Origin of the sequence: Rhodococcus sp. 14-2470-1b (assembly GCF_002259415.1) — a bacterium.
GTDB lineage: Bacteria > Actinomycetota > Actinomycetes > Mycobacteriales > Mycobacteriaceae > Rhodococcoides.
Map to the genome: position 1 here is coordinate 1 of NZ_NPFY01000043.1, position 25,764 is coordinate 25,764.

Annotated in this window: 21 protein-coding genes and 1 pseudogene; 12 read left to right on the forward strand and 10 right to left on the reverse strand. The window is 65.1% G+C overall.

The features are described 5' to 3' along the window. Nucleotides 1-82 precede the first annotated feature (82 nt). The 9 genes from lnt to CH293_RS26960 all read left to right on the forward strand — a co-directional run bounded on the left by lnt (nucleotide 83) and on the right by CH293_RS26960 (nucleotide 9,456). Complete coding sequence (gene lnt, locus CH293_RS26915) at nucleotides 83-1,561, forward strand: apolipoprotein N-acyltransferase (RefSeq protein WP_094721993.1); 1,479 nt, start codon at nucleotides 83-85, stop codon at nucleotides 1,559-1,561. Nucleotides 1,562-1,588: 27 nt separating this feature from the next. Then, complete coding sequence (locus CH293_RS26920; protein WP_176460140.1) at nucleotides 1,589-3,214, forward strand: cytochrome c biogenesis protein ResB; 1,626 nt, start codon at nucleotides 1,589-1,591, stop codon at nucleotides 3,212-3,214. 4 nt (nucleotides 3,215-3,218) lie between these two features. Then, nucleotides 3,219-4,181 (forward strand): c-type cytochrome biogenesis protein CcsB, encoded by a 963-nt coding sequence (gene ccsB / locus CH293_RS26925; protein ID WP_037106700.1) that lies wholly within the window; start codon nucleotides 3,219-3,221, stop codon nucleotides 4,179-4,181. 484 nt (nucleotides 4,182-4,665) lie between these two features. Further along, nucleotides 4,666-5,325 carry a thioredoxin domain-containing protein gene (locus tag CH293_RS26935; RefSeq protein WP_032382568.1) on the forward strand — a complete coding sequence of 220 codons (660 nt, stop codon included), beginning with the start codon at nucleotides 4,666-4,668 and terminating at the stop codon, nucleotides 5,323-5,325. Further along, a complete protein-coding gene (locus tag CH293_RS26940) occupies nucleotides 5,300-5,938 on the forward strand; it encodes a vitamin K epoxide reductase family protein (RefSeq protein WP_032382567.1) in 639 nt (212 codons plus the stop codon). The genes CH293_RS26935 and CH293_RS26940 overlap by 26 nt, the downstream gene beginning before the upstream one ends. Nucleotides 5,939-5,993: 55 nt before the next feature. Then, a complete protein-coding gene (locus CH293_RS26945) occupies nucleotides 5,994-6,626 on the forward strand; it encodes a TlpA disulfide reductase family protein (RefSeq protein ID WP_032382626.1) in 633 nt (210 codons plus the stop codon). Then, a complete protein-coding gene (locus tag CH293_RS26950) occupies nucleotides 6,623-7,255 on the forward strand; it encodes a TlpA disulfide reductase family protein (protein WP_052054827.1) in 633 nt (210 codons plus the stop codon). The genes CH293_RS26945 and CH293_RS26950 overlap by 4 nt, the downstream gene beginning before the upstream one ends. After that, nucleotides 7,252-8,115, forward strand: a complete 864-nt coding sequence (locus tag CH293_RS26955; RefSeq protein ID WP_037106698.1) for a cytochrome c biogenesis CcdA family protein — start codon at nucleotides 7,252-7,254, stop codon at nucleotides 8,113-8,115. The genes CH293_RS26950 and CH293_RS26955 overlap by 4 nt, the downstream gene beginning before the upstream one ends. A gap of 99 nt (nucleotides 8,116-8,214) precedes the next feature. Next, the gene (locus CH293_RS26960; protein ID WP_037106759.1) at nucleotides 8,215-9,456 is read left to right on the forward strand and encodes an Nramp family divalent metal transporter; all 1,242 of its coding nucleotides are present in this window, start codon (nucleotides 8,215-8,217) and stop codon (nucleotides 9,454-9,456) included. A gap of 435 nt (nucleotides 9,457-9,891) precedes the next feature. Here the strand turns inward: CH293_RS26960 and CH293_RS26965 are convergent, their stop codons facing one another. From CH293_RS26965 to CH293_RS28350, 10 genes and pseudogenes are all read right to left on the reverse strand, one after another. After that, entirely contained in the window at nucleotides 9,892-10,938 is a 1,047-nt protein-coding gene (locus CH293_RS26965; protein WP_037106697.1) for an ABC transporter ATP-binding protein, read from the reverse strand. Further along, on the reverse strand, nucleotides 10,935-12,449 hold the full coding sequence (locus CH293_RS26970) for an iron ABC transporter permease (protein WP_080732884.1): 1,515 nt from the start codon (nucleotides 12,447-12,449) through the stop codon (nucleotides 10,935-10,937). The genes CH293_RS26965 and CH293_RS26970 overlap by 4 nt, the downstream gene beginning before the upstream one ends. Nucleotides 12,450-12,520: 71 nt before the next feature. Next, a complete protein-coding gene (locus CH293_RS26975; protein WP_037106694.1) occupies nucleotides 12,521-13,549 on the reverse strand; it encodes an iron ABC transporter substrate-binding protein in 1,029 nt (342 codons plus the stop codon). Continuing rightward, nucleotides 13,546-16,155 carry an AMP-binding protein gene (locus CH293_RS26980; RefSeq protein WP_241483655.1) on the reverse strand — a complete coding sequence of 870 codons (2,610 nt, stop codon included), beginning with the start codon at nucleotides 16,153-16,155 and terminating at the stop codon, nucleotides 13,546-13,548. Before CH293_RS26980 ends, CH293_RS26975 begins: the two co-directional genes overlap by 4 nt. A gap of 317 nt (nucleotides 16,156-16,472) precedes the next feature. Continuing rightward, nucleotides 16,473-17,075: a cadmium resistance transporter gene (locus CH293_RS26990; RefSeq protein WP_032382621.1), complete on the reverse strand. Its 603-nt coding sequence runs from the start codon at nucleotides 17,073-17,075 to the stop codon at nucleotides 16,473-16,475. 94 nt (nucleotides 17,076-17,169) lie between these two features. Next, nucleotides 17,170-17,724 (reverse strand): signal peptidase II, encoded by a 555-nt coding sequence (locus CH293_RS26995; protein WP_032382562.1) that lies wholly within the window; start codon nucleotides 17,722-17,724, stop codon nucleotides 17,170-17,172. Beyond that, entirely contained in the window at nucleotides 17,721-19,673 is a 1,953-nt protein-coding gene (locus CH293_RS27000) for a cation-translocating P-type ATPase (RefSeq protein ID WP_037106692.1), read from the reverse strand. Before CH293_RS27000 ends, CH293_RS26995 begins: the two co-directional genes overlap by 4 nt. Next, nucleotides 19,670-20,050 (reverse strand): helix-turn-helix transcriptional regulator, encoded by a 381-nt coding sequence (locus tag CH293_RS27005; protein ID WP_037106689.1) that lies wholly within the window; start codon nucleotides 20,048-20,050, stop codon nucleotides 19,670-19,672. The genes CH293_RS27000 and CH293_RS27005 overlap by 4 nt, the downstream gene beginning before the upstream one ends. A gap of 76 nt (nucleotides 20,051-20,126) precedes the next feature. After that, nucleotides 20,127-21,095 (reverse strand): arsenic resistance protein, encoded by a 969-nt coding sequence (locus CH293_RS27010; RefSeq protein ID WP_206539355.1) that lies wholly within the window; start codon nucleotides 21,093-21,095, stop codon nucleotides 20,127-20,129. Between the two features lie 129 nt (nucleotides 21,096-21,224). Then, nucleotides 21,225-21,473 (reverse strand): annotated as a pseudogene (locus tag CH293_RS28350) (MerR family transcriptional regulator); the annotation flags it as partial. A 314-nt stretch (nucleotides 21,474-21,787) separates the two neighbouring features. On the opposite strand from CH293_RS28350, the gene CH293_RS27015 reads away from it, so the two are divergent. The 3 genes from CH293_RS27015 to CH293_RS27025 all read left to right on the forward strand — a co-directional run bounded on the left by CH293_RS27015 (nucleotide 21,788) and on the right by CH293_RS27025 (nucleotide 25,669). Next, the gene (locus CH293_RS27015; protein ID WP_037106687.1) at nucleotides 21,788-23,464 is read left to right on the forward strand and encodes a Mu transposase C-terminal domain-containing protein; all 1,677 of its coding nucleotides are present in this window, start codon (nucleotides 21,788-21,790) and stop codon (nucleotides 23,462-23,464) included. A gap of 64 nt (nucleotides 23,465-23,528) precedes the next feature. Next, the gene (locus CH293_RS27020; RefSeq protein WP_037106749.1) at nucleotides 23,529-24,434 is read left to right on the forward strand and encodes a TniB family NTP-binding protein; all 906 of its coding nucleotides are present in this window, start codon (nucleotides 23,529-23,531) and stop codon (nucleotides 24,432-24,434) included. Next, complete coding sequence (locus CH293_RS27025) at nucleotides 24,431-25,669, forward strand: TniQ family protein (protein WP_255123008.1); 1,239 nt, start codon at nucleotides 24,431-24,433, stop codon at nucleotides 25,667-25,669. Before CH293_RS27020 ends, CH293_RS27025 begins: the two co-directional genes overlap by 4 nt. Nucleotides 25,670-25,764: the final 95 nt, after the last annotated feature.

The window sequence follows — 25,764 nt, forward strand, 5'->3', positions numbered from 1 at the left end:
GTGGCGGCTGTATCGGACAAGTCGAGGTGAAGGGCCCCGAACCTGGGCACGTCTGACCGCAGCGGCAACTTCGGGGCTGGCGATGTACGCCACGTTCCCGCCCATCGATCTGTGGTTTCTCGCTCCGGTAGCACTTGCAATGCTGCTGTTGGCTGTGCGCGGGCGAGGGGCGCGTGCGGGGGCCGGCTACGGCTTCGTTGCCGGCTCGGCGTTCTTCGTGCCTCTGTTGCCGTGGGTGGGGGAGTACGTCGGGTCGGTGCCGTGGCTGGCGCTGGCTGTCGTTCAGGCCCTCTTCGTGGCGATGTTCGGCGCGGTAGCGGATCGGATGTCGCGACTGCCGTGGGCGCCGGTCTGGGTGGCGAGCGCCTGGGTGGCGATCGAAGCTGCGCGCTCACGTGTCCCGTTCGGCGGATTCCCCTGGGGCCGCATCGCATTCGGTCAATCCGACGGGCCGCTGCTGCCTCTGGCTGCGTTGATCGGCGCGCCGGGGTTGTCGTTCGTCGTGGTGCTGATCGGGTCCGCTCTGGCCGGTGCCATCGCTTCCGATCGGTTCACCCGCAGAACTGCAGCAGCGTCGTGCATGGGTGCGGCCACTGTTGTAGGGGCGCTCACGGTGGTGGCTCCACTGTTCGCTCCGCCGCCGCAGGACACGGTCACCGTCGCCTTGGTGCAAGGCAACGTCCCGCGGCTCGGTCTCGACTTCAACGCCCAACGACGAGCAGTGCTCGACAACCACGTTCAGCGCACCATCGAGCTCGCCGACGACATCGACTCCGGCCGCGTACGCGTACCCGATCTGGTCATCTGGCCGGAGAACTCCTCCGACATCGATCCCCTGCGCAATCCCGATGCCGCGGCGGGTATCGATGCCGCAGCCCGCGCCGTCGGAGTGCCCATTCTCGTCGGCACGGTGCTACGCCAGGGCGACGGCACCACCACGAACACTTCGATCGTGTGGGATCCGGTCACCGGCCCAGGGCAGAGGCACGACAAACGTCGACTGGTGCCGTTCGGGGAGTACCTGCCGATGCGCACGATCGTCACCGCACTCTCTCCCTATGCCGCCCAAGCAGGACGCTTCGTTCCGGGTCAGGGCAACGGCGTCGTCGACCTCGCCGGAGTGCCCGTCGCGGTGGCCACCTGCTACGAGGTCGCCTTCGACGCATTGCTCACCGACTCCGTTCGCGCCGGTGCCCAGCTGATCGCAGTGCCGACCAACAACGCCACCTTCGGTCGGACGAACATGACCTATCAACAACTCGCCATGTCGCGGGTACGGGCGGTCGAACACGGGCGCAGCGTCGTCGTTTCGGCCACCAGCGGCGTCAGCGCCGTCATCGATGCACGCGGGGAGGTCGTCGAGCGCACGGAGCTGTTCACCCCCGCAGCTGTCGTCACCGAGGTGTCACTGAGCACCACGCTCACCCCGGCGACGATCACCGGCAGCGTTCCGGAATGGATTGCCGCTACCGGCGCTGTTGCGGCACTGGCGTTCTCGCTGCTGCGCCGACCACGCTCCACCACACCGAACCCGCAAACTACTATGTCGCGTAGTATTTAGATGGTGGTCGGTGAAGGGTGTGCGGAGATGACGATCGACGAACACCCCAGTGCGCACTCGCCGGGACTGGTGCGCAGAACGGTGGCGATGCTGCGCAACCGGTGGCGACAACTGACGTCGATGCGGACAGCGCTAGTGCTGCTGTTCCTCCTCGCCGCCGCAGCAATCCCCGGCGCATTGCTGCCGCAGCGCAATCTCAATACCCAGGCCGTCGATGCCTACATCGCCGCCCGCCCGGCTCTCGGGCCGGTGATGGACACACTGGAATTGTTCGACGTGTTCGCAAGTTCCTGGTTCACCGCGATCTACGTCCTGCTGTTCGTGTCTCTGATCGGCTGTCTGACTCCCCGGTTGATCGAGCACGGTAAAGCTCTTCGCGCACAACCTGTTCGAGTACCGCGAAACCTCACTCGACTACCGTTGCATCATTCGGGCACCCTCGCCGGTGACCCCGAGAAGGTGATCGCCGACATCGCGCGGCACTTGAAAGGGTGGCGTACCGCCGTTCGACCCGAGCCCGATGGGGCACTGACTCTCTCGGCGGAGAAGGGCTACACCCGCGAGGCCGGGAACCTGCTGTTTCACTTCTCGCTGATCGGTCTGCTCGCGGCCATCGCGATCGGCAAACTGTTCGGCTACGAAGGCTCGGTCATCGTCATCGCCGACAACGGGCCCGGTTTCTGCAACACCTCGCCCGCGATCTACGACTCCTTTCGCGCCGGCAACAGCACCGACGGCACCGGACTCGAGCCGTTCTGTATCAGGGTCAGAGATTTCACCGCCGACTACCTCGAGAACGGTCAGGCCGAGATGTTCACCTCGAACATCTCCTACCAATCCGCCGACGACATCGCCGCCGACACCTGGCGCGAGTATCAACTCAAAGTCAACGAACCCCTCCGGCTCGGCGACGAACGCATCTACCTCACCGGACACGGCTATGCCCCCGAGTTCACCGTCACCTTCCCCGACGGCCAGACCCGCACCGAAGCGCTGCAGTTCCGCCCCGACGACGCCACCACGTTCCTCAGCAGCGGCGCGCTGCGATTCGACCCGCCCGGGGGGACCTACGCCACCGCCGAGGAGCGGCGCCGAGGGCAGATCGCCATCGAAGGGCTCTTCGCGCCCACCGCGCAATTCAATGGCAACCTGCTCTCCTCCCGCTTCCCGGAATTGGTCGATCCTGCTGTGGCAGTGGACATCTACAAAGGCGATACCGGTCTCGACACAGGCATCCCGCAGTCGATCTTCTCCCTGGACCAGGAGATGATCAACCAGGGCCGGCTGGTGAAACAAGACCGGGTCAACCTGCGGCCCGGAGAATCGACGACCCTCTCCGACGGCACCGTCGTCCGGTTCGACGGGGCCAAGGAATTCGCGAACCTGCAGGTCGGATACGACCCCGCGCAGCGGTGGGTGCTCGTGTTCGCCATCACGATGATGACCGGACTGCTGATCTCCCTGGTGATCACACGCCGCCGTGTCTGGTTCCGGATCCACCCTGGCGAACACGGTCTCTCGCGAGTGGACATGGGTGGCCTGGCTCGCACCGATCACGCGGGTTGGGGACCCGAATTCGAGACCCTCCGGTCACAGATCTGGCCGCAGACAACCCCGAGCGACTCCCAGACCCACGACAGAGAAACGGTGTAGTGCCATGGCGATCGACGACACCTTCGCCCGGTGGAGCGACATCAGCTTCGAGACCGCGTTCGTGGTCTATCTCCTCGCCGCGATCGCGTTCCTCGCGCAGCTCGCGACGACCCGTACTGCGGAACTGCACAATACGGAGCGGCTTCGTGTTCGGATCATTGCTGCCACGTCGGCGACGCCGGGACGTGTTCCCGACGCACCCCGGCGAGTTCCATCCGAACGTTTCGGGCGTAGCGGACTCGGGTTGGTGATGGTGGCACTGACTCTGCACGTGGGGTCGATCGTCCTTCGCGGGGTCGCCACGGGTCGGCCTCCGTGGGGCAACATGTACGAATTCGTCTCGGTCACCTGCGCGGCCGGTGTACTGGCTGCCGTGGTGGTTCTGCGCTCGACGCAGCTGCGCACCCTGTGGTTGTTCGTTCTGGTACCGACGTTGATCCTGCTGTTCGTCGCCGGCACCGTGCTGTACGCCGACGCAGCACCGGTGGTACCGGCACTGCAGTCGTACTGGCTGCCGGTGCACGTCTCGATCGTCTCGCTCGGCAGCGGGGTGTTCTTGATCTCCGGGGTTGCGAGCGCGCTGTTCCTGATCCGCATGAAGCATCCCGAGGACTCGGGGAGCAGAATGAGCCGAATCGTCGCCCGTCTTCCTTCCGCGCAGACACTGGACATCCTGGCCTACAAGACCACGATCTTCGCATTTCCGCTGTTCGGCGTCGGCGTCATCCTCGGTGCGATCTGGGCCGAAGCCGCATGGGGCCGGTTCTGGGGCTGGGATCCGAAAGAAACGGTCTCCTTCATCGCCTGGATCGTGTACGCCTCCTACCTGCATGCCCGCGCCACCAGCGGGTGGCGCAACACCCGCGCAGCGTGGATCAACATCGCGGGATTCGTGGCGATGCTGTTCAACTTGTTCATCATCAACATGGTCGTCTCCGGCCTGCACTCCTACGCAGGATTGAACTGATGCCGCCCGCTACGTGCCTCCCAGCGCGTCCGCACGGTCCCGGGACGCGGGGTATCGGTGTCGTCGACCCACCCCAACCGCGATCCTGGAGCCTGGGCCGCGATCTGGAGCATCTGACCCCGAGAGTCTTGCCGAACATGTTCTGTCATAGCGGCGTTCGATATATCGTCAGAGTGCGAGTATGCAGCCATGGATAGGGCTGCGAGAGAACGTGCGCTCGTTCGAGGGGTGCCGGCGCACCTCGGTTGTCGATGCCCCTGCTGCAGTGGTCATGCCGATCCCGTCGAGCCCGCGTGCAGTCCGGTCCCCTCTCCCAGATCTGATCTCTTTCCATGGTCGAGTTCGCGGTGCCGACACCGGTGTCGGTGATGTTGTGGTGCGAGACCAATAGGTTTCCAGACGCGATAGGTACCGCCCATTCGGGCACATCGATCATTCCGAACGACACATCGATCAGCCGGAACGAACCGAAAAGGTAGTTGTTATGAGCCGAGCGTTGAAGATTTCCTTGTCCCTGGTGGTCGTGTTCGCCGCCGCGTTGGCTGTATTTCTGGTGGTGGACCGATCGGGGTCCCCGGATGCTGTGGCCGCCGAGCAGGCCGCGACCGACCCTGCCTCGATTGCGGTGCGCGAGAACAGTCATCGGTTGAACTCGGTGGCCGATGGCCGGGTCACGTTCGTGGAGTTCCTCGACTTCGAGTGCGAGGCCTGCCGGTCTGCCTACCCGGCGATCGAACAACTGCGTGAAGAGTACGGCGACCGAGTGAGCTTCGTGGCCCGCTACTTTCCCATCGCCTCCCACTTCAATGCCGAACGAGCCGCACGCGCCGTCGAAGCCGCAGCGCAGCAGGGCGGATTCGAGGCCATGTATCAGCGCATGTACGAAACGCAGGCGCAATGGGGCGAACAACAGATTCCGCAGGACGAGTTGTTCCGCAGCTTCGCCGTCGAGCAAGGGCTCGACATGAACGCCTTCGATGCCGCCTACACCGACCCCGTGACGCTCGCGCGCATCGAAGCCGACGTCGCCGACGGAATCGCGCTCGGCGTGCAGGGCACACCGACGTTCTTCCTCAACGGCACCAAGATCGAGCCCACCACCTACGGAGACCTCGCCGATGCCCTCGACGCTGCACTCGGCTGACCCCACCGCTGCCACCGGATTCGGTCAGGGCGGACAGTTCGTCCGGAGCCTGCCCTGGCTGCTGCTGGTAGGGGGCGTGACCGGACTGGCCGCAGCGTTCGTGCTCACAGTAGAGAAGTTCGCTCTGGCGCTCGATCCCGCCTACGCCCCGACCTGCAGCATCAACCCGGTGCTCAACTGCGGATCGGTGATGGACACCCCGCAGGCATCGGTGTTCGGATTTCCCAATTCCCTTCTCGGTATCGCAGGCTTCGCCGTCGTGGCGGCAGTGGGAGCCGCCCTTCTCGCCGGCGCGGTGTTCGCGCAATGGTTCTGGGGTGCACTGCAGGTCGGTGTCACTGCTGCCGCAGTCTTCGTGCACTGGCTGATCGGACAGAGCCTCTACGACATCGGCGCTCTGTGCCCGTACTGCATGGCAGTGTGGGCGGTCACCGTACCGATCTTCTGGTACGTCACGCTGCGCAACCTCGACCGCGCAGCTGCGAGTGCGAGCCGACGGCAGTGGATGGAGGTGTTGATGCGCAATCACTCGATTCCCCTGACCGTGTGGTACCTGACAGTGATTGCTCTTATCGCACAGCGCTTCTGGTCGTATTGGTCCACACTGCTATGACCGACGGCACGTGTTCGCCTCGTGTGCGATCCCCGCGGTGGGGACGGTCGAGGCAATGAGACACAGCGGAACGGTTGTGATGCTCGTACTCGTGGCCGCATCGATCGTGGCTCTGTGGCCACGCTCCGACGACGTCGAGCGCGGCCCGTCCGACGTCATCGCCGACAACTTTGCACCGGTCGGACCCGAACCCGCATCGACCCGGCCGGCCGGTGTCACGGAACAAGGAGCAGCAGCGCTACCGCTGTGTCCGCCACCGATACCACGCGCAGGCGGTCCACTGGCGGGGATGACAGTACGCTGCATCGGCGACACTGTCGACGTCGATCTCGCCGCCGCTCTCGGCAATGACACGACGTTGATCAACGTGTGGGCATCCTGGTGCGGCCCGTGCCGCACCGAGATGCCCGTCGTCGACGCCTACGCCGCAGATCCCGACGCGATCCGAGTCGTCGGAATCAACGTCGAGGACCGACCCGCGGACGCGGCCTCGCTGGTGACGCAACTGGGCCTGCGCTATCCGAACTACATCGACGGCGGCAGCGTCCTGGACGCGCTCGCGGCACCGCCGGTCCTGCCCCTGAGCTTTCTCCTCCGTCCGGACGGAACGATCGAGCGCGTCACCGACCCGACAGTGTTCGAGACGACAGACCAGATCCGCACTGCAGTAAAGGACTTCACCTCATGAAACGCTTCCCGCCAGTGCGGGTCGGTGCGCGCCGTCAGGGCTGCAGGCCCTCCGCGGCAATTGGATCGATCGTTGCCGCCGTACTACTGATCTCCGGATGCTCCGGAGGCACCGACGCCGCGGCTCCCGCGGGGAGCTTCGACTTCGTCGCCCCCGGCGGACAAACCGACATCGTCTACGATCCACCCGAAACCCGAGGAACCGTAGGCGAACTCGCAGGGCCTGACCTGATGGAGGAAGGCAAGAGCGTCGCTCTGGCGGACTACGACGGCAAGGTGGTCGTGATCAATCTGTGGGGCCAATGGTGCGGGCCCTGCCGCGGCGAAGCCGACGACCTCGAAGAAGTCTACGAGGCAACCCGCGAGCGCGGTGTGCAGTTCCTCGGCATCAACGTCAGAGACCCGCAGAAGGACAAAGCGCAGGACTTCGTCGTCGACAACAACGTCTCGTACCCCTCGATCTACGACCCCTCGATGCGGACACTGATCGCCCTCGGTGGGAACTACCCGACGAGCGTGATCCCCTCGACGCTGGTACTCGATCGTCAGCACCGAGTCGCGGCGGTCTTCATGCGCGCCCTGCTCACCGACGATCTCCTTCCCGTCGTCGAACGGATAGCCGCCGAATGACGACTCTTCTCGCCCAAGACATCGGGTCGACGTTCCAGAACGCCGCGTCGAGTGGGCCCCTGGTGCTGGCGATCGCGGCATGCATGCTCGCCGGGCTGGTCTCGTTCGCCTCACCGTGCGTGGTGCCGCTGGTGCCGGGATACCTGTCCTACCTGGCGGGAATCGCCGGTGCCGACGCCCAATCAGCCGAGACCCGAGCGCCCGGCAACTCGACCACCGGCAACTCGACCACCGGCAACTCGACCACCGGCAACTCGTCGACGGAGCTGGCGAATCGCTGGCGTGTGGCCGGTGCCGCGTCGTTGTTCGTCGCCGGGTTCACGGTCGTCTTCGTCCTCGCCACAGCCTCGGTCTTCGGGGTCATCGGCACCTTACGCATCAACGAGCAAGTGCTCCAACGCGTCGGCGGTGTCATCACGATCGTCATGGGTGCGGCCTTCATCGGGTTGATTCCCGTCTTGCAACGCGACGTCCGGTTCGCACCTCAACGCATCTCCTCCCTCGCCGGAGCCCCGCTGCTCGGCGGGGTGTTTGCGCTCGGCTGGACGCCGTGTTTGGGTCCCACCCTCGCCGGCGTGCTGTCCGTGGCGGCGGGCACCGAAGGCGCAACAGCAGCTCGCGGGGTCACCCTCATCGTCGCCTACTGTCTGGGACTCGGTCTGCCGTTCGTCGTTCTTGCGTTCGGCTCGAGTTCGGCGATGCGCGGTGTGGGGTGGCTTCGGAGGAATTCGCAGAGGATCAAGGTCGCGGGCGGCATCATCATGATCGCGGTCGGCGTCGCGCTGCTGACAGGGGTGTGGGGGTTGTTCATCGCCTGGATCCGCAACGAATTCGTCACTGCCGTCGTGTTGCCCATCTGAGGTAAGTACGCCGTCTGCACCACCTCCATTGCATAGTTCGGGTAGCCGAACTATATTTTTCAGGGTCCTGAAATGATGACGGTGCCTGGGGGTGTGGTCATGTCTGTGCTGCAGCGCCGATCGTCTCGGCCGCCCTCGAGGTTCCGCGCGGGATTCGTGTTGCTCGGCCCGGCGTTCGTCGCCGCGATCGCCTACGTCGACCCGGGCAACGTCGCCTCCAACGTCAGTGCGGGCGCGCAGTTCGGATATCTGCTGGTCTGGGTGATCGTCGCGGCCAATGTGATGGCCGGCCTCGTGCAGTTTCTGTCCGCCAAACTTGGGATCGTCACCGGCATGAGCCTCCCTGAGGTCGTCCGTGAGAAATCGAGCAAGTCTGTGCGACTTGCCTATTGGGGGCAGGCCGAAGTCGTCGCCATGGCCACCGATCTCGCGGAGGTGGTCGGCGGTGCCATCGCGCTGTACTTGCTCTTCGACTTGCCACTGCTGGTCGGGGGCCTGATCACCGGGGCCGTGTCGATGGTTTTGTTGATGGTCCAGGACCGGCGGGGCCAGCGTCCCTTCGAGTTCGTGATTCTCGGTCTACTCGGTGTCATCGCCGTCGGATTCCTCGCCAGCGTCGTGGTCGAACCGCCATCGTTCACCGAGGCCGCGGCCGGTCTGATTCCTCGGTTCGACGGCGCGGAAAGCGTGTTGATCGCCGCCGCGATGCTCGGTGCGACGATCATGCCGCACGCGGTCTACCTGCACTCCGGACTCGCACGTGACCGGCACGGACACCCCGATGCAGGTCCGGTCCGTCGGCGGTTGCTGCGTGTCACCCGGATCGATGTCGGGTTGGCGATGCTGTTGGCCGGAGCGGTGAACATGTCGATGTTGCTGTTGCCGGCGTCGACCCTCGGCGGGCGCGAGGGCGTCGATTCCATCGAAGGTGCCCATGCAGCAGTGGGTCAGACACTGGGGCCCGCTATTGCATTGTTGTTCGCCGTGGGACTGCTCGCGTCCGGTTTGGCGTCGACCTCGGTCGGGGCATACGCCGGCGCGATGATCATGGACGGCCTGCTCCGCAAACGCATCCCGATCATGGTGCGGCGGCTGGTGACCCTGATCCCTGCACTGGCGATCCTCGCCGCTGGAGTCGACCCCAGTCGCGCTCTCGTCGTCTCGCAGGTCGTGTTGTCCTTCGGTATTCCGTTCGCGCTGATTCCCTTGGTACGGTTCACCTCCGACCGCATCCTGATGGGCAGCGATGTCAATCACCGGATCACTCGATATGCCGCCTGGTTCATCGCAGGAGTCGTCGCCGCACTCAATGTCGCGTTGATCTATCTGACCGTCGCCTGAGCGGGCGCAGGTGAACAAGTCCTGCATGCCTGTGTTCGCGAATCGATCACCGTTCGAGTGGTGATGGTGGTGGGCGGTGAATCGGAATCAGTGGGTTCTTCCGCAGCTCGGCCGACAGGTCGTCCGTGAAAGAGGAGGGCTCCGCAAGGGTGCAACGGTTCGTACGCAACGCAATCGATGCAAATACGGGTGACGCCGCCGCCGGGCATCTTCGACGTTTGACCAGTTTCTTCGAGGCCGCCAACCCGGCGTGCGGATCGTCGACGTCGGTGGCAGGTCGATGTCGGCCTGTTTCGTGCCCGGGGTCGAGAGGGGGGAATGCATCGGGGCGTTGCCTCGGTCCGGGATGCAAGTCCGCCCACTACCTACGCATTGTTCGCATCGGTCGCATGATCGAGCGGGACGCGCGGGGCAGTCTCACACCGGGTAGCACCCTCACAGGTCGTACGCGACGGCGTCACCGATGACGCGGATGGCGACCCTGTCGCCGGGGGTCAGGGCTGTGGTGCCGAAGCGACGTACGGTGACCCGCTGGGCCATAGTGGTGTTCGCGGCGTCGAGGCGGATCCCGAGCAGCATCTCCGACCCGAAGTATTCCACGTCGACGACGGCCCCTGATGCCCCCATGCCGTCGGGTGCCACCTCGATTTGCTCCGGCCGCAGCATGATTCGGGCTGTGCCTTCGATGGCGTTGGGGGATGGGGCGATGTCGACGTCGCCGAGGGTGCAGCGGGCGCGGCCGTTCTCGATGTGGGCGGGCAAGATCACTGCGTCGCCGATGAATTCCGCGGTGGTGACATCGACAGGGCGGGAATAGATTTCGCGGGGTGTGCCGATCTGTGCGAGCCTGCCCGAGCTCATCACCGCAACTCGGTCGGCGAACGACAGGGCTTCGGGTTGGTCGTGGGTGACGAGGATGGTGGTGATCCCGGCCTTGGCGAGGACGTCGGCGACGATCCGTCGAGTGTTCGCCCGCAAGCCGGCGTCGAGTGCCGAGAACGGTTCGTCGAGCAGCATCAAGTCGGGTTCACGTGCCAGCGCCCGTGCGAGCGCGACTCGTTGCTGCTGGCCGCCGGAGAGCTGGTCGGGTCGACGTGAGGCGTAGGACGAATCCAGTGACACCGTCTCGAGCAGTTCGGTGATCTTCGAGAAGGTGCGGGCACGGCGTGGTAGGCCGAATCCGATGTTCGCGCCGACCGTGGCGTGTGGGAACAGGGCCCCGTCCTGGGCGACGTACCCGATGGACCTTCGGTGCGGAGGCGTCCAGTCGGCTCCCGCGACGATCTTCCCGGTCAGTGCGATAGTGCCTGCGTCGGGATTGTCGAAGCCCGCGATCAGACGTAGCAGCGTCGTCTTACCGCAGCCGGACGGTCCGACGATGGCTGTGGTCGACCCGGCCTCGACAGCGAATTCAACTCGACGTAGCACCGTCACAGGACCGAACGACTTGTCCAGCCCATCCACTTCCAACGCGTATGTCATAGTCCTGCCGCCTTTTTCGACTGGGAGAAGAGAACGTAGGTCATGGGCAGCGACAGCACGATCATGATCAACGCGTACGGAGCGGCACCCGAGTAGTCGATCTCGCTGCTCAGCGACCAGAACTGCATCGAGAGAGTGCGGGTTCCGGTCGGTGCCAGCAGCAATGTCGCGGTCAACTCGTTCACGATCCCCAAGAACACCAAGGCACAGCCCGCTGCGGTGGCCGGCGCAGCCAATCTGAGAGTCACCCGAAAGAAGCTCGACAGCGGTGACAGACCCAGTGACCGAGCCGCCTCGTCCAAACCGACGGGTGCCTGCGCGAGCCCCGCCCGCAGATTGACCAATGCGCGTGGCAGGAAGAGCACTGCGTAGGCCGCGATCACGACGACAACTGTTTGATACAGCGGATGTGCGTACCGAATGGCGGTGGTGACGAACGCCAGCGCAACCACGATGCCGGGCAACGAACTCGAGATGTAGGTGCCGCCCTCGAGGACACGGCTGAACCGTCCGCGGTGGCGAATCGAGATCCACGCGACCGGGAACGCGAGTGCACACGTGATGACCGCACCGGCAATTCCGAACCCGAGCGTCTGCAGCAGCGCGGAAGAGACCTCGTCCCATTCCCACACCGCGCTGCCGCCGATGACAAGCCACCGCGCAACACTGGCGATCGGGACTCCGAGAGACAGTGCGATCAACATCCCCAGGAAGACGAGCGCGATCGGCGAGTACTGCCAACCGAGTTCTGCAGGCACGGCCGGGCGGGCTGCACCCGAGCCGATGCGGGCATACCTGGCACTGCCGCGCACAGCCGCTTCGATCACCAACAGCGTGAGGCACAGCAATACCAGAACCCCGGCGAGCATAGTGGCCGCAGTTCCGTTGAACGTCGATTGATACTGCTCGAAAATCGCTGTCGTGAAGGTGTCGAATCGGATGAAGACGAAGGCACCGTATTCGGCGAGTAGGTGCAACGCGACCAGAAGCGCGCCGCCGGCGATTGCCAGCCGCAGCTGCGGCACCACGACGCGAAAGAACACTGCCCACGGTCCGATTCCGAGTCCTCGCGCCGATTCCTCGACCGCGGGGTCGAGCCTGCGAAGCGTCGCGGCCACGGGAATGTAGACGAGAGGAAAATAGGAGAGCGTCGCAATCAGAACGCCGCCGCGCAGCCCGCCGAGGGAAGGGATCGTCGTCACCCACGAGTAGCTGTTCACGAACGCCGGGACAGCCAGCGGCGCGGCGAGTAATACCGCCCACACCTTCGCTGCGAATACTCGTGTGCGCTCGACCAACCAAGCGGCCGCGACGCCGATTGCGACACAGATGGGCACGGTGATCACTATCAACATCACGGTGTTGACCAATAGTTCGCGGACCCGCGACCGGAACAGCAGCGCCGACGCGGTGGCCCAGCCGGTGTCCGCGCTCTCCACGATCACGTATCCGAGTGGGATGAGCGAGATCCCCACGACAATCACTGCGGTGACAGCCAGTGGCAAGGGCATACGCGACCGGCCTGCGTGGCGACGCAGCCTGTCGGTCGGCCCCCGTTGTTCTCGGCCGTTCGTCGTTGGAATCAGAGCAAACCGGCTTCGGTCATGAGTTCGGTGACTTTCGGGCTGTTGAGCGTGGCCGGGTCCACCTGCGGTGCCTGCAGTTCGGTCAGGGGAACCAGATCCGCGTTGGCCGGCACTCCGCTGCCCACCGAGTACTCGAACGACGTTCCGTCCTCGAGGATTTCCTGGCCTTTCGGTCCGGTGACGAACGCGAGGAATTTCTGTGCTGCATCTTGTTTCGCGCTGGATTGTAGGACGCCACCGCCGGAGACGCTGACGAAGGCACCGGGGTCTTCGTTCTTGAAGTAGTGCAGTGCGACGTTGCTGCTGTTCTCGCCGGTCTTGGCTTGATCGCCGAACCAGTAGTAGTGGTAGATCACGCCGCCGGGGATTTCTCCGGCGTTGACGGCTTTCATCACCGTGCCGTTGCCGTTGTAGGCGCGGACGTTGTTCTTCATCCCCTCCAACCAGGTGCGTGTGGCGTCCTCGCCTTTCAACTCGAGCAGCGCACTGACGATGGCTTGGAAATCGGCTCCCGACGGCGATGCTGCCCAGCGGTCCTTCCAGGCGGGGTCCTGCAGGTCCAGGAGTGAGGCCGGGAGCTGATCGGGGGTCAGCATGTCCGTGTTGTAGGCGAACACGGTCGAGCGGGCGGCGATACCCGTCCACTTGCCGTTCGACGGGCGGTATTGGCTCGGAACCTGGGCCAGCACGGCCTGGTCGACGTCGGTGAACAGGCCCGCGTTCTCGACGAGCGTCATAGCCGGGGAGTTCTCGGTGAGGAACACATCCGCTGGCGATCGGTCACCCTCCGCTACGAGTTGGTTGCCGAGTTCGGTATCGCTCCCTTGGCGCAGGTCGACCTCGATGCCGGTCTCCGCGGTGAACGCGTCGGCCCATTCTTTCGTCAGCGACTCGTGTTGGGCGTTGTAGACGGTGATGCGGTTGTCCCCGCCCGGGTCGGACTCAGCGCTCGAACACCCCGACACCGTCAACAGTGCTGCGGTCGCCAGTGCGAGGCCCGCCATCAGTTCGATCCGCTTGCTCATCGTCCGTCCTTTGCATTTACCGGACCACTTCCGGTCGTCCCCGCCGCCATGGTACTTAGAGGATTGGCAAACCTAATGCCCGGCCCTGTCCCGCTCCACGGTAGGCGCGAGAGCACGAAGGTCGCGGCCTGCCAGTAGACAATCCCCACGACGATCGACAGGGCGAATGCTGTCCAGGGATGGTCGTCGCGCAGCGGTAGATAGACCTGAAACTGGGTCAGGTAGATGTAGAGTGACGCGCTTGCCAGAACCCCCGCAACTCGGCCCACAACTGCGGGGCACGGGACGGATGTGAGCCACACCAGCAGGCAAAGCCCGGCAATCACGATGACTTCTCGCTGGGTGTCGCCGAAGAAGAACCCGGGGATCGATAGCACGATTGCCGCGGTGACCCCCACTCGATGCCACACGGTCTGCGCCCGGGCGGCGGCCCAGCCGAGGGCGAACAACCAGAAGACAACCGCCGCGGTCAGAATGCGATTGCGGCTGTCGTCGATCTCGATCAATCCGTAGCGGGTAACCAGGCCCAATGCCACCAATCCCATCGGGAACCAGAACGGGTGACTGCGTTCGAGACGTGCGACCGCCGGAACATAGAGCACAGCGGCGGCTAGGAGGACGATGTACACAATCGCCTCGACGAACCAGTATCGCCATTCGACAGACCAACCGTCCGGGCCGAAGATTCCGTTGAGCAGCAATGCACTGGTGATGCGGTAGTCCCCGGTCAGAGCGATGATGGCCCCGATCCACACCATGCTGGGGATGGCGATCCGAGCGACGCTGCGCACAGCATTGCGTGCGCGGGCGGTGCGATCGACCGTGCCGAGGTGGAAGCGGGCGAAGTTGTAGCCGGCGATTCCGAGAAGCACGTGCGCCCCGCCGAGCACCGAAAACAGGTGTATGTGCGATCCGGTGATCAGAACGATCGCAAGGGCGCGCAGCACAACGTTGGTCTCCACCTGTCGCCAGCCGCGGCGTAGGCGCGGTGCCTGAACGAAGTCCACGACTCGGGTGTTGTGCCAGTCCGCCGGGAGGTGACCGAGCAGCTCCTCCAGCCGAATAGACATCCGCACATACGACAAAGAGTCACCGCCCAAGCTCACGAACGTGCTGTCGTCGTCGACCCTTGCGTGATGCAGGATCTCGGCATACATCGCTTTGACATCGGTGGTCTCGGGCTTTGTCGTCGTCGAGGTGGGCTGAACAGGGCCGGGCTTGCCTGCGAGTTCCGCGACCGCTCGCGCATCGGGTTTGCCGGTGGAGGTGCGCGGCAGCTCATCGACGACACACACCCGAACTGCTGTTGCGGGAAGGCCGCTGAACTGTGCTGTCAAGCGTCGCACGTCGTCGACGTCGGCGTTCTCCGCGACGACGACGAGTTCGTCCGTGCCGTCGGTGCAGCACACGGTCAATCCCAGGTGTGCGAGCGCGGACTCGACGCGGTGCAGATCGATACGTAAACCGAACACCTTCGCGAAACGGCTGCGTCGGCCGACCACTTCGTACAGTCCATCGGCCGTTCGCCGGGCCAGGTCGCCTGTTCGCAGCTCGCCGGTGAGCGTGTCACCCAGGCGCAAGTCGTCAGGGTCGTGTGCGTAGCCGAGCATGACGTTCGGCCCCGAATAGATGAGCTCGCCCGTCCCGTCCGGGGCATCCGCGACCGGCTCGATCCGGAAGGACCCGCCGGGAATGGGCCGTCCGACGGTATGCGGATGGGTGGCGGCAAGATCCGGTGGCAGATAGGCCATTCGGGCGGTCGCCTCTGTTTGCCCGTACATGACGAACAAGTCCCACCCCTGACGTCGGCCCAGCTCGGCGTACGTCCGGACGCGATCGGGTGACAGCTTTCCGCCGGCCTGCGTGACGTAACGCAGGTCGGGAAGATTCAGCTGGTCGAACCCGATACGGTCGAGCAGATCGAAGCTGTACGGCACACCCGCAAAGGTGGAAGCGCGGTGGGTGCGCGCAAGGTCCCACAGTCGAGTATCTGTGACCGAGGAGTTGGTCAGAATCAAGGCGGCACCGCGCAGGAGATGGCTGTGGACGACCGAAAGCCCATAGCAGTAGTGCATGGGTAGCGTGGTCACGGCACGGTCGGTGGGGCGGATGTCGAGATATTCTGCTATCGACTCGGCGTTGGCCTGCACGTTGTCGTGCGAGAGACGGACGAGTTTGGGTGATCCGGTCGAACCCGAGGTGCACAGCAGCAACGCGAGATCCGGGTGCAGCTCATGTCTGGATTGTCGATCGAGTTCCTCGACGACCGTGTTGCCGTCGAGGGTGCGCACCACCACATCGGGCCGATACGTGTCGATGAGCCCGTCGAGACGGTCAGGGTTGTCCCCCGAGGCCAGCAGTACGGGGTGTCCTGCACGCAGCGCCGCGAGGTAGGTGACGATGACCTCGACATCGTTGGTGCCGGCGATCAGTACCAGACGACGGTCGTGTCCAAGTCTGGCCGCCTGTCGGTCGATGCGCTCGTCCAGGTCGCGGTAGGTGATCGTCTCGTCCACCGATATCAGACCCGGTGCATGACCGAACCTGCCCACATCGTGCACGAAGCGCACACCGGGGCGTTTCGGGCGGCTGAAGTCTCTGGGCACCGAGCGAGTCTATAAGGGCTGCCGAACCTAACCTTCCGGCAACGACTACGACTACGACTCCGCCGCCCGCGGACGAGCGTGGCGTCGTCTGTCCGCACACCGCACGGACCGCACGGACACAGATGATCGGGGTCAGCAACGCCTGCTCGGCGGTCGATCCGAAGATCGCCGACGGATCGACCGAGGATCGATGCGACGCCCTCTTCTCACCCTCACGCACGATCGATGGCATGGAGGGGGCAACACCGGGGCGGTTGCGGGATTCGATCCGAGTCGGGCTGTCGTGGTTCGGCAGGCTGCGCGCGAGCGGGTGTCGGTCATGACGCGGCGGCGATCAGCCGGGCGAGAACTCCGGATTCGAGGAGGATGAACAGACCCAAGCCGATGAACACCGCTGGGACGAGCCAGTGCTCGACCCGTTCGAGAGTGTCGACGACCTTCCTGCGAGTGCCCAGTAGCCTGCCGGCGTAGCACCAGATCCCGACGCAGATCAGGAACACGGCGATGGTGACTGCGGTCTGTGGTGGACCGAGCGTCCGAAAGACTGGGGTGTAGACGGCGATGTTGTCGGCACCGTTGGCGATGGTGATGGCAGCAACGCCTGCCATTCCGGTGGCAGCCACCGGGGGTTCGTCCTCGTGGTCGCTGCGCAGCCAGCGGATCAGCGTCCAGAATCCCAGCGACAGGGGCAGCACACCGAGTAGCCCGACCCATTCTTGCGGCACGATCACCAGTCCCAGGGCGGCGACGACGCTGGTCGCGACGAGGGTGATCAGGCCGAGGTATTGGCCGGCGACGATCTGCCACACCCGCGGCCTACCCTGGCTCGCGGAGGCGACGAACAGCACCGTCAGCACGACGATGTCGTCGATGTTGGTGCCGGCGAACATCGCCACTGCCGCGGCGATGGTGGTGATCACTGCCGCACCGGGCGTCGGCGATGAGGTGACCGGACGTCCCCGGTTCCGCACGCGACCGTCATGGAGTTCGATCGGATTCCAGGTCGGGAAGCAGTCATCCGGATCGTTGCTCCGTGCCCGTGGGATCGACGCTGGTTCGGCCCTCCCGGAGCGAGGCGAGGACGACCAGGACGACCCCGCATGTGAGGTAGGTGTCGGCGAGGTTGAAGGTGGGCCACCATCCGGTGTGGAAGTAGTCCGTCACGCGGCCGTCGGCAGCGCGGTCGATGACGTTGGCGGCCGCTCCGGCGACGACCGCCGACAGCCCCACCGTCCCGGTCAGTGAGCCGGTGGGGACGGTGCGCCACGCGTACACGGCGATGGCGGCGGTGATGGTGGCGGTGACCGCGATGAGCACCCACGGCGGCAGCCCGTTCCCGACGCTGAAGGCGACACCGCTGTTGTAGGCGAGCTCGAGCTGCAGTGGCCCCAGTTCGACGACGCGGCCGGCGGAGAGTGCGCGGCGGGCGACGGGGTCGGCCGCGAGTGCAGCCGCAAGGAGGACAGCGACGACGATCGTCAGGGTCCAGCGGGACCGAGCCGCTGAGCCGACCCTGGCCGGAACGCCCGGCGTCGAGCCTGCCGGGCCCCAGGTGGGGATCGGGCTCATGTTCGGGCCTCGACCGCGGTCGAGGTCTGGGCGGGCACCGCTGCGGCGGTCAGGGGGTGGGTGCGGCCGGCGCGGACTCCGTTGGCGATGACCACGATCTCGGCGAGTTCGTGCACCAGCACCACTGCGGCCAGGCCGAGGATTCCGAACAGGGCGAGCGGCATCAGCACGGTGATGATCGCCAGCGACAGTCCGACGTTCTGCAGCATGATGCGCCGAGATCGGCGGGCGTGGGCCAAGGCGTGCGGTAGGTGCCGCAGGTCCTCACCCATCAGGGCGACGTCGGCGGTCTCGATGGCCACGTCGGTGCCCATGGCGCCCATGGCGATTCCGAGGTCGGCGGTGGCCAGTGCGGGGGCGTCGTTGACGCCGTCGCCGACCATCGCAGTGGACCGTCGGAGCTTGAGGTCGCCGATGATGCGTGCTTTGTCCTCCGGTCGCAGATCCGCGTGCACCTCCGTGATGCCGACGTCGGCGGCCAGAGCCCGTGCGGTGCGTTCGTTGTCCCCGGTCAGCATCGCGACGTGGTAGCCGTCGCGGCGGAGACCGGCGACGACCCCTGCCGCTTCGGGTCGGAGTTCGTCGCGGACCCCGATCGCGCCGAGGGTGCGGCCGTCCCGCTCGATAAGGACGGCGGTGGCTCCGGCGTGCTGCATTCGTTCCACGTCCGCTGCCAGCGGGCCGGGGTCGATCCACCCGGGCCGCCCGAGTCGGATGTCGGTGCCGCGGAAGCGGCCGGTGAGGCCGGCTCCGGTGACTGCGACGACGTCGTCGGCGGGAGTGTGGTCGTCGACGGCGGCGAGGATCGCCGCGGCCAAGGGATGCTCGCTGCGTACTTCCAGCGCTGCGGCCACTACGAGGACCTGTTCGCGGGTCGCACCGTGGGCGGTGGCGACGTCGATGACGACCGGCTTGTTGCGGGTCAAGGTGCCGGTCTTGTCGAGCGCGATCGCGCGGATTCGGCCCAGCGCTTCGAGGGCTGCGCCGCCCTTGACCAGGACGCCGAGTTTGCTGGCGGCGCCGATCGCCGCGACGACGGTGACCGGGACGGCGATGGCCAGTGCGCACGGTGAGGCGGCGACGAGGACGACCAGTGCGCGTTCGATCCATACCCGTGGTTCGCCGAGCAGGCTGCCCACGGCGGCGATGAGGGCGGCGGCGACCATGATTGCCGGCACCAGGGGCTTGGCGATCGTGTCGGCCAACCGCTGCGCCTCGCCCTTGCGGGACTGCTCGGCCTCGACGATCCGGACGATCTTGGCCAGCGAGTTGTCCTCGGCACGTGCGGAGACCTCGACCTCGAGAACGCCGGTTCCGTTGATGGCCCCGGCGTACACGTCGTCGCCGGGCCCGGCCTCGACGGGCATCGATTCGCCGGTGATCGCCGAGGTGTCGAGTGCGGTGGTGCCGCGGCGGATGGTGCCGTCGGTGGCGATGCGTTCGCCGGGCTTGACGATCATCATCTCCCCGAGCATCAACTCGGTCGGTGACACCGCCTGCTCGAGGCCGTCTCGTCGGACTGTGGCGGTGTCGGGAACCAGGGACAACAGTGCCCGTAGACCTCGCCGTGTGCGGGCGACCGCGTACTCCTCGAGGCCCTCGCTGATCGCGAACAAGAACGCGAGCATTGCGGCTTCGCCGACCTCACCCAGGATCACGGCGCCCACCGCCGCGATGGTCATCAGGGTGCCGACGCCGATCTTGCCGCGCGCGAGCCGCTGGAGTGTCGACGGGACGAAGGTGTAACCGGCGACAATCAACGCGAGCGATGCGAGTACCAGGGTGACGCGATCGGGTCCGCCGGTCCAGCCGACGATCAGGCCTGCCGCCAGCAGAACACCGGCCAGCGCGGCGGCGCGGATCTCGGTGATCTGCCACAGTTTGTCGGGTTCGTGCTCGTCGCCGTCCGGGCGAGGTTCGTCATGGCCGCAGCCGCATGCGTCGCTCATGCGATCACCGCCGGCCCGGCGGACTCGGTGCCGTAGTTCGGGCACAACGCCACCGCGTTCCCGGTGGCGGCGAGGAGGGTTTCGGCCGAGGCGAGCAGATCCAGCAGTTCCGGCCGGTCGAGCGAGTAGAAGACCTGCCGGCCTTGAGGGCGACCGATGACCAGACCGCAGTCCCGCAGGCACGCCATGTGCGCCGATACCGTCGATTGAGCGAGACCCAGCTCGCTCACCAGGTCTGCTACACGCACCTCCCCGCCGGCGAGACGGCGGACGATCGCCAACCGGGTGGCATCGGAGAGGCTGTGGAACAACGACACTGCTGCATCGAGAGTCGAGGTGGTATCGCCGAGCAGGCACCCATCCTTATTGATCGTCATTCGGCGATGATAACAGCATTTGAAGGTGTGATCGGTTCTCGGCGATCATTTCGCCGACTGGCCGCGGCGGTGGTGGTCAGCCGGCCACCATGCGTGGTACGTACCGGACGTAAAGCACCATTCCGATCAGCTCGACCAAAGTCTGCGTCACGACCACCACGGCGGCCAGGCTCAGCGCCGGCGGCAGCGCCAGAGCGAGGGGCAGCACGACCAACGAATTACGGGTGGCGCCGGAGAACACCAACGCCCGCGTCGCCGGCATGTCTTGACGAAACAACCTTCCGACACCTACCCCGACGAACGCCATCACGATCAAAAACGCCACGAAGATCGCTGCGGCAGCAGCGAGTTGATCGATACGGCTGCGGACGGCATCGATCTGAGAGGCGACGACGACCGCGAGCGTGAGCATCATCACAGGCACCATCGCCGCTGCCACTGCCTCCATCAACCGCTCACCGCCGGTACGGCGACTCGCCCACCACTGCGTCGCCGCCGCCAGCGCCAACGGGAGCACGATGAGCAGGACGAACGCTTCCACGAACGGGGCAATGTCGATGATCGACACCGTCTCTGCCCCGACGAACAACCACAGCCACAACGGCAACAGGACGATCTGCAACAACATCAACATCGGTGCCCCGGCGAGCAGACGCTCCGATGCGGCCCCGGCCAGTCCGCTGAAGACGATGACGTAGTCGATGCACGGGGCGAGCAACACCAACACCACCCCGACCAGCACCAGCACTGCCTCGTTCCCGGCGACGATGCGGGTCAGGGCGAACACGACGATCGGGACGGCCAGGAAGTTCAGGACGACCACAGCGGTGGTGAACCGCGCGTCACGCAGCGACCGGCCGATCGCGGCGAACGGCACAGCGAGGAACGTCGCGTAGAGCAGCACGATCAGTACCGGGTTGATGGCGTGCTCGAACGCCGACGCCGAGGAAGGGAAGGCCGACCCCACTGCTGCGCCGGTTGCAAGCGCAAGCAGATACAGGCCGATCTGGTGGGTGTCCCACCACTCCACCGCCGAGGCCCGCAGCGACCCGGTCACGACGCGTCCACGGGTGCGGTCACCGTCGACGCCAACCAACTGCACTGCTGGTCGCACGGTCAGCTGTGCGATCGACTCCTCCGCCCGGGCGATGTGCTCGCGCAGCGCCGGCCGCAGCCCGGACTTCACCGCGGCGCACGAGTCGTTCTCCCATGCCCGCAATACCGTCTTGATTTGCGGCAGCGTCAGATTCAAGCTTTTCGCGGCGGTGATGAACGCCAACCGTTGCTGAGCTCGTTCGTCGTAGACCCGGTACCCGTTCGGGGCTCGGTCCGCTGGCAACAGGCCCTCGCTCTCGTAGAAGCGCAGCGTCGTCGCTGGCACCCCCGTCGCCGAGGACAGTTGCGAGATCAACAGAGCAGACATGACCGCAAACTAAAGGTTCCAGTCAGCTCGAAGGCAAGTCGGCAGAGGCATCGACCAGATTCCACTCAGACCCGCGAGCTCCTCGAGACGTACGTTAATCTCGACCTCGGCGCACCCATGAAATGCGATTAGTGCAGTCCACTTCTGACGCCGTGCATTCGTCTTCCGAAACTGACAATCAACCGATGTCAGTTTCAGAAGTGGGCGTCATAAATTCCTGGGGTTTCACCTCTGATTGCAGTCGTCTTCTGACATTCTGAGTGCAGGAGTGGGCTTCACAATCGGTCACCTGGGTTAGGTGTTCGGAGGCTGCGATGGATGCGGACAAGTTCGACGTCGTAGAGGCGGGTGTGCTGACCGCGTCGGCCGAGCAGTGGGAGCAGGCACGGTCGCGGTTTGCGGTGCTCAGCGGGCTGTTGGATCGAGGCTCGGTCGGTGCCGCAGCGGTCGAGGATGCAGCAGAACAGTTGGGGGTCTCGGCCCGGCGTGTGTACGTGCTGTTGTCCCGGCTCCGGAATGGGGAAGGGGTGGTTACCGATCTGCTGGTCTCCGTGCCCGCAGGCGGACGTGGACGCTCCCGTGTGCCGGTCGAGGTGGAAGACGTGATCACCGAGCACATCAACCGTGAATTCCTGGCTCGCCAAAAGCTCAGTGTCGCTGCACTGCATCGGCGTATCGCGCTGGCCTGTCACCGCGCCGGACTCCCGATCCCAGCCCGCAACACAGTCAATGCCCGGATCGCAGCAATGCACCCAGGCCGTGTCGCACGCTCACGTGGCGGACCGGACGCCGCCAGGTCGCGGCAATCCGCGGGCGATGTCCCGCCGCCGGTGGCGGCCGTTCTCCAGCAAGTCCAGATCGATCACACCGTGGTTGATCTGATGATCGTCGACGAATACGACCGGGCACCGATCGGACGTCCTTACCTCACGATTGCCATCGATGTCTTCAGCCGCTGCGTGCCAGGCTTCGTGGTGACACTCGATCCTCCGTCCGCAGTGTCGGTCGGGCTATGTCTGGGCCGGGTGTGCTCGGACAAAAGCGTATGGATCGACTCTCTGGGCCTCGGTGCGGATGTGCGATGGCCGATGGCCGGAAAGCCGCACCGCCTGTACGTCGACAACGCCTCCGAATTCAAAAGCGAAGCGTTACAACGCGGTTGCGAGCAACACGGAATCGACCTCGGCTACCGCCCACCCGGCAGGCCGCATTACGGCGGGATCGTCGAACGCATCATCGGCACCGTCATGACTCAGGTTCACGAACTCCCCGGAACCACATTCTCGAACCCAACCCAGCGGGGCAGCTACGACTCGGATAGTAAGGCGGCGTTGACGTTACGAGAACTGGAACGCTGGCTGATCCTGGCGGTCGCGGCGTATCACGCAGAGGTGCACGCCAGCCTGCGGCAGAGTCCGGCTGCACAGTGGACCAGCAGCACCGGCACCGCTTTGTCGACGTCGACGGTGGTTGACGAGACCACATTCCTGGTGGACTTCCTTCCCGTCATCCGCCGTCGCCTGACCCGGACGGGGTTCGTCATCGACCACATCCAGTACTTCTCGAACGCTCTGAAACCGTGGATCGCCCGACGAGAGACCTTGGGCCAGTTTGCGATCCGGCGGGACCCACGAGATTTGAGCAGGGTGTGGGTCCTGGACCCCGACAGCGGCGGCGGATACATCGAGGTGCCGTACCGGACGATGTCACATCCAGCGGTGACCTTGTGGGAGCATCGCGCAGCAGTGACACGACTGCGCGAACACGGCCGAGCACATATCGACGAACACGCCTTGTTCTCGATGATCGACAAGATGCGAGAGATCGCTACATCGGCGCAGAAGGACACCAGACGGGCTCGACGTAACCGCAGTCGTCGTGCGCACCTGAGCAGCGTCGTGACATCACCGAACGCGATGGGCCCGCCCGAGCTCGGCCCAGGCACCGACGACGTGTCGGTTCCGATCTTCGACGACATCGAAGAATGGTGAAACGGTGAACAACGACCCCCGAATCACTCCCGCAGGAGACGGCGACGACCGCAGCTGCCAGGACATCGACCCCGGTAGTGCGGATCTGACCCACCTGCGAAGTTCGGTCAGATCGATAGCGGGTCTTCCTGCAGCGCAACGCATCAGGCACATTCGTACGGAACGGTGGATCGGGTATCCGCGTGCACGGTCGGTGATCGAGCACCTCGAGACGTTGCTGGTATGGCCGGATCGGCAACGAATGCCGAACCTGCTACTGATCGGACAGACGAACAACGGCAAGTCGATGATCATCGAGAAGTTCCGGCGTGCGCACCCCGCTGTCAGCTTGCCCGACCGTGAGCACATACCGGTGTTGTGTATGCAGATGCCCCCTGACCCGGCACCCACACGGTTCTACCTCGCGATGCTCGCTGCCCTCGGAACGCCGACCCGGCCACGGAGCCGCGTTCACGAACTCGAACAGCAAGCAGTCACGCTGCTGCGAGCAATCGGGGTTCGTATGCTGATCATCGACGAGCTCCACAATGTTCTCGCCGGCCGCGACAACGTGCGCCGAGAATTTCTGAACCTGTTGAGGTTTCTGGGCAACGAACTACGGATCCCTCTCGTCGGAGTCGGTACCCGAGAGGCGTACCTCGCGATCCGCAGTGATGCACAGTTGGAAAACCGTTTTCGCCCCATGACGCTGCCGATCTGGACCAACGACACCGACACCCGCTCCCTGCTGGCGAGCTTCACCGCCAGCTTCCCGTTGCGTGCGCCCTCTCACCTGACATCGACGGAGATGACCGATTACCTCCTCACCCGGTGTGAGGGCACCATCGGCGAACTGGCCACGCTGTTGACCGCGGCCGCAGTGACCGCAATAGAAGCCGGAGAGGAATCGATCACCTCACAGGTGTTGACCCAAACCGCCTACTCCGGGCCCACCGAACGCCGCCGCCACTTCGAACGGCACCTGGCATGACACCAGCCGATGCCCCTGCAGCGCACACGGCGCTCGACCACAGCGCGCATCCGCGGTGGCCACTGCACCCGCAACCACTACTTGGTGAGACTCTGACGTCGTGGCTGGCCCGGACCAGCGAACAGTATTCGTCGATCACCGCCGCGGACCTCCTCGACGGGCTCGGCCTCGAGACTTCGGGCGTGAACCTGGACCGCTACACACCCGAGCCGATATTGAACGCGCTCGCCCAGAGGAGCACCTCTACTGCGGAACGGCTGCGTGAGATGACGTTGGCGGGCTGCACGCCCTGGCTCCTCGACAGCATCGACCTCACCGAATGCGACTTCGACACCTACGTCCACCAGTTCTCTGTCCTACTACCGGCGGGTCTGGCGATGGCAGATCGACGTCGACGCACACCGCCTGCCGGCACATGGCTTCCCTGGGTGAGCACGCTGACTACGCGGGCATGCCCCCTGTGTATCGACGACCTCGACACAGACACCGATATCGCGGTCATGATGGCTCACCAATACCCGATACTGACCAGTTGCACGAAGCACCTCTGCCGGTTGGAATTCTGCGCTGTGGTGCCCGGCAGACTGGTTTTCTGGGACAGGACACCGCCCGGCGCGGACCAACACGCATCACCGATACCGGTCGCGGCGGCCGTCGCAGAAATCGACAGACGCAGCGTCACCGCGTTGACGAGCGGGTCGGTCGAGCTCGGCGGAGGCCGTGTTCATGCAGCAGTGTGGTTCAGGCTGCTGCGCACCGTCGTCGACGAAGTGTCCACACCGCTGGTCCGCACTGGATGGTGGGCGAAGCCACTGAGCGCGATCTGGAAGTCCACCGGCTGTTCTCGACCTCTCCGGACCGCGTGGGTTCCGTTCGAGGACCTGAGGTGGAACGAGCAGTCGACAGTCATGCTCGCTGCCGCAACCGCGATGATCGCGGTCGAGAACGACGAGATATTCGCAGGTGGTGCTGATGCGGCTCTACTGCGCCCACGTTCGCACGAGCCGGTCGATCCGGGGACCGCTCCGACGAGGTCTCGCAGTCCGGTACCGGCCCGCAGCGCTTGGGACGGTGTGATTGCGGCGATCGATGCCGCTGTCGCCGCCGCCCGCGTCGACAGCGACGCCGCCCGATCTCTGTTCGGATTCGCTCGAACGGGGTGCCGCACCGAAGACGACGTCGATGAATTGGCCTCTGCCTTCGTCGAACTCGGCATCCGGCTGGACTGGGACTGAAAGCGCGCGTGATCTCCACACGTTTCTTTACGGTGGCTTTCAGGCGGAAATCGATCGCCCCTGTAGTCACCCACGATTTGTGTGCGGTAACCGAC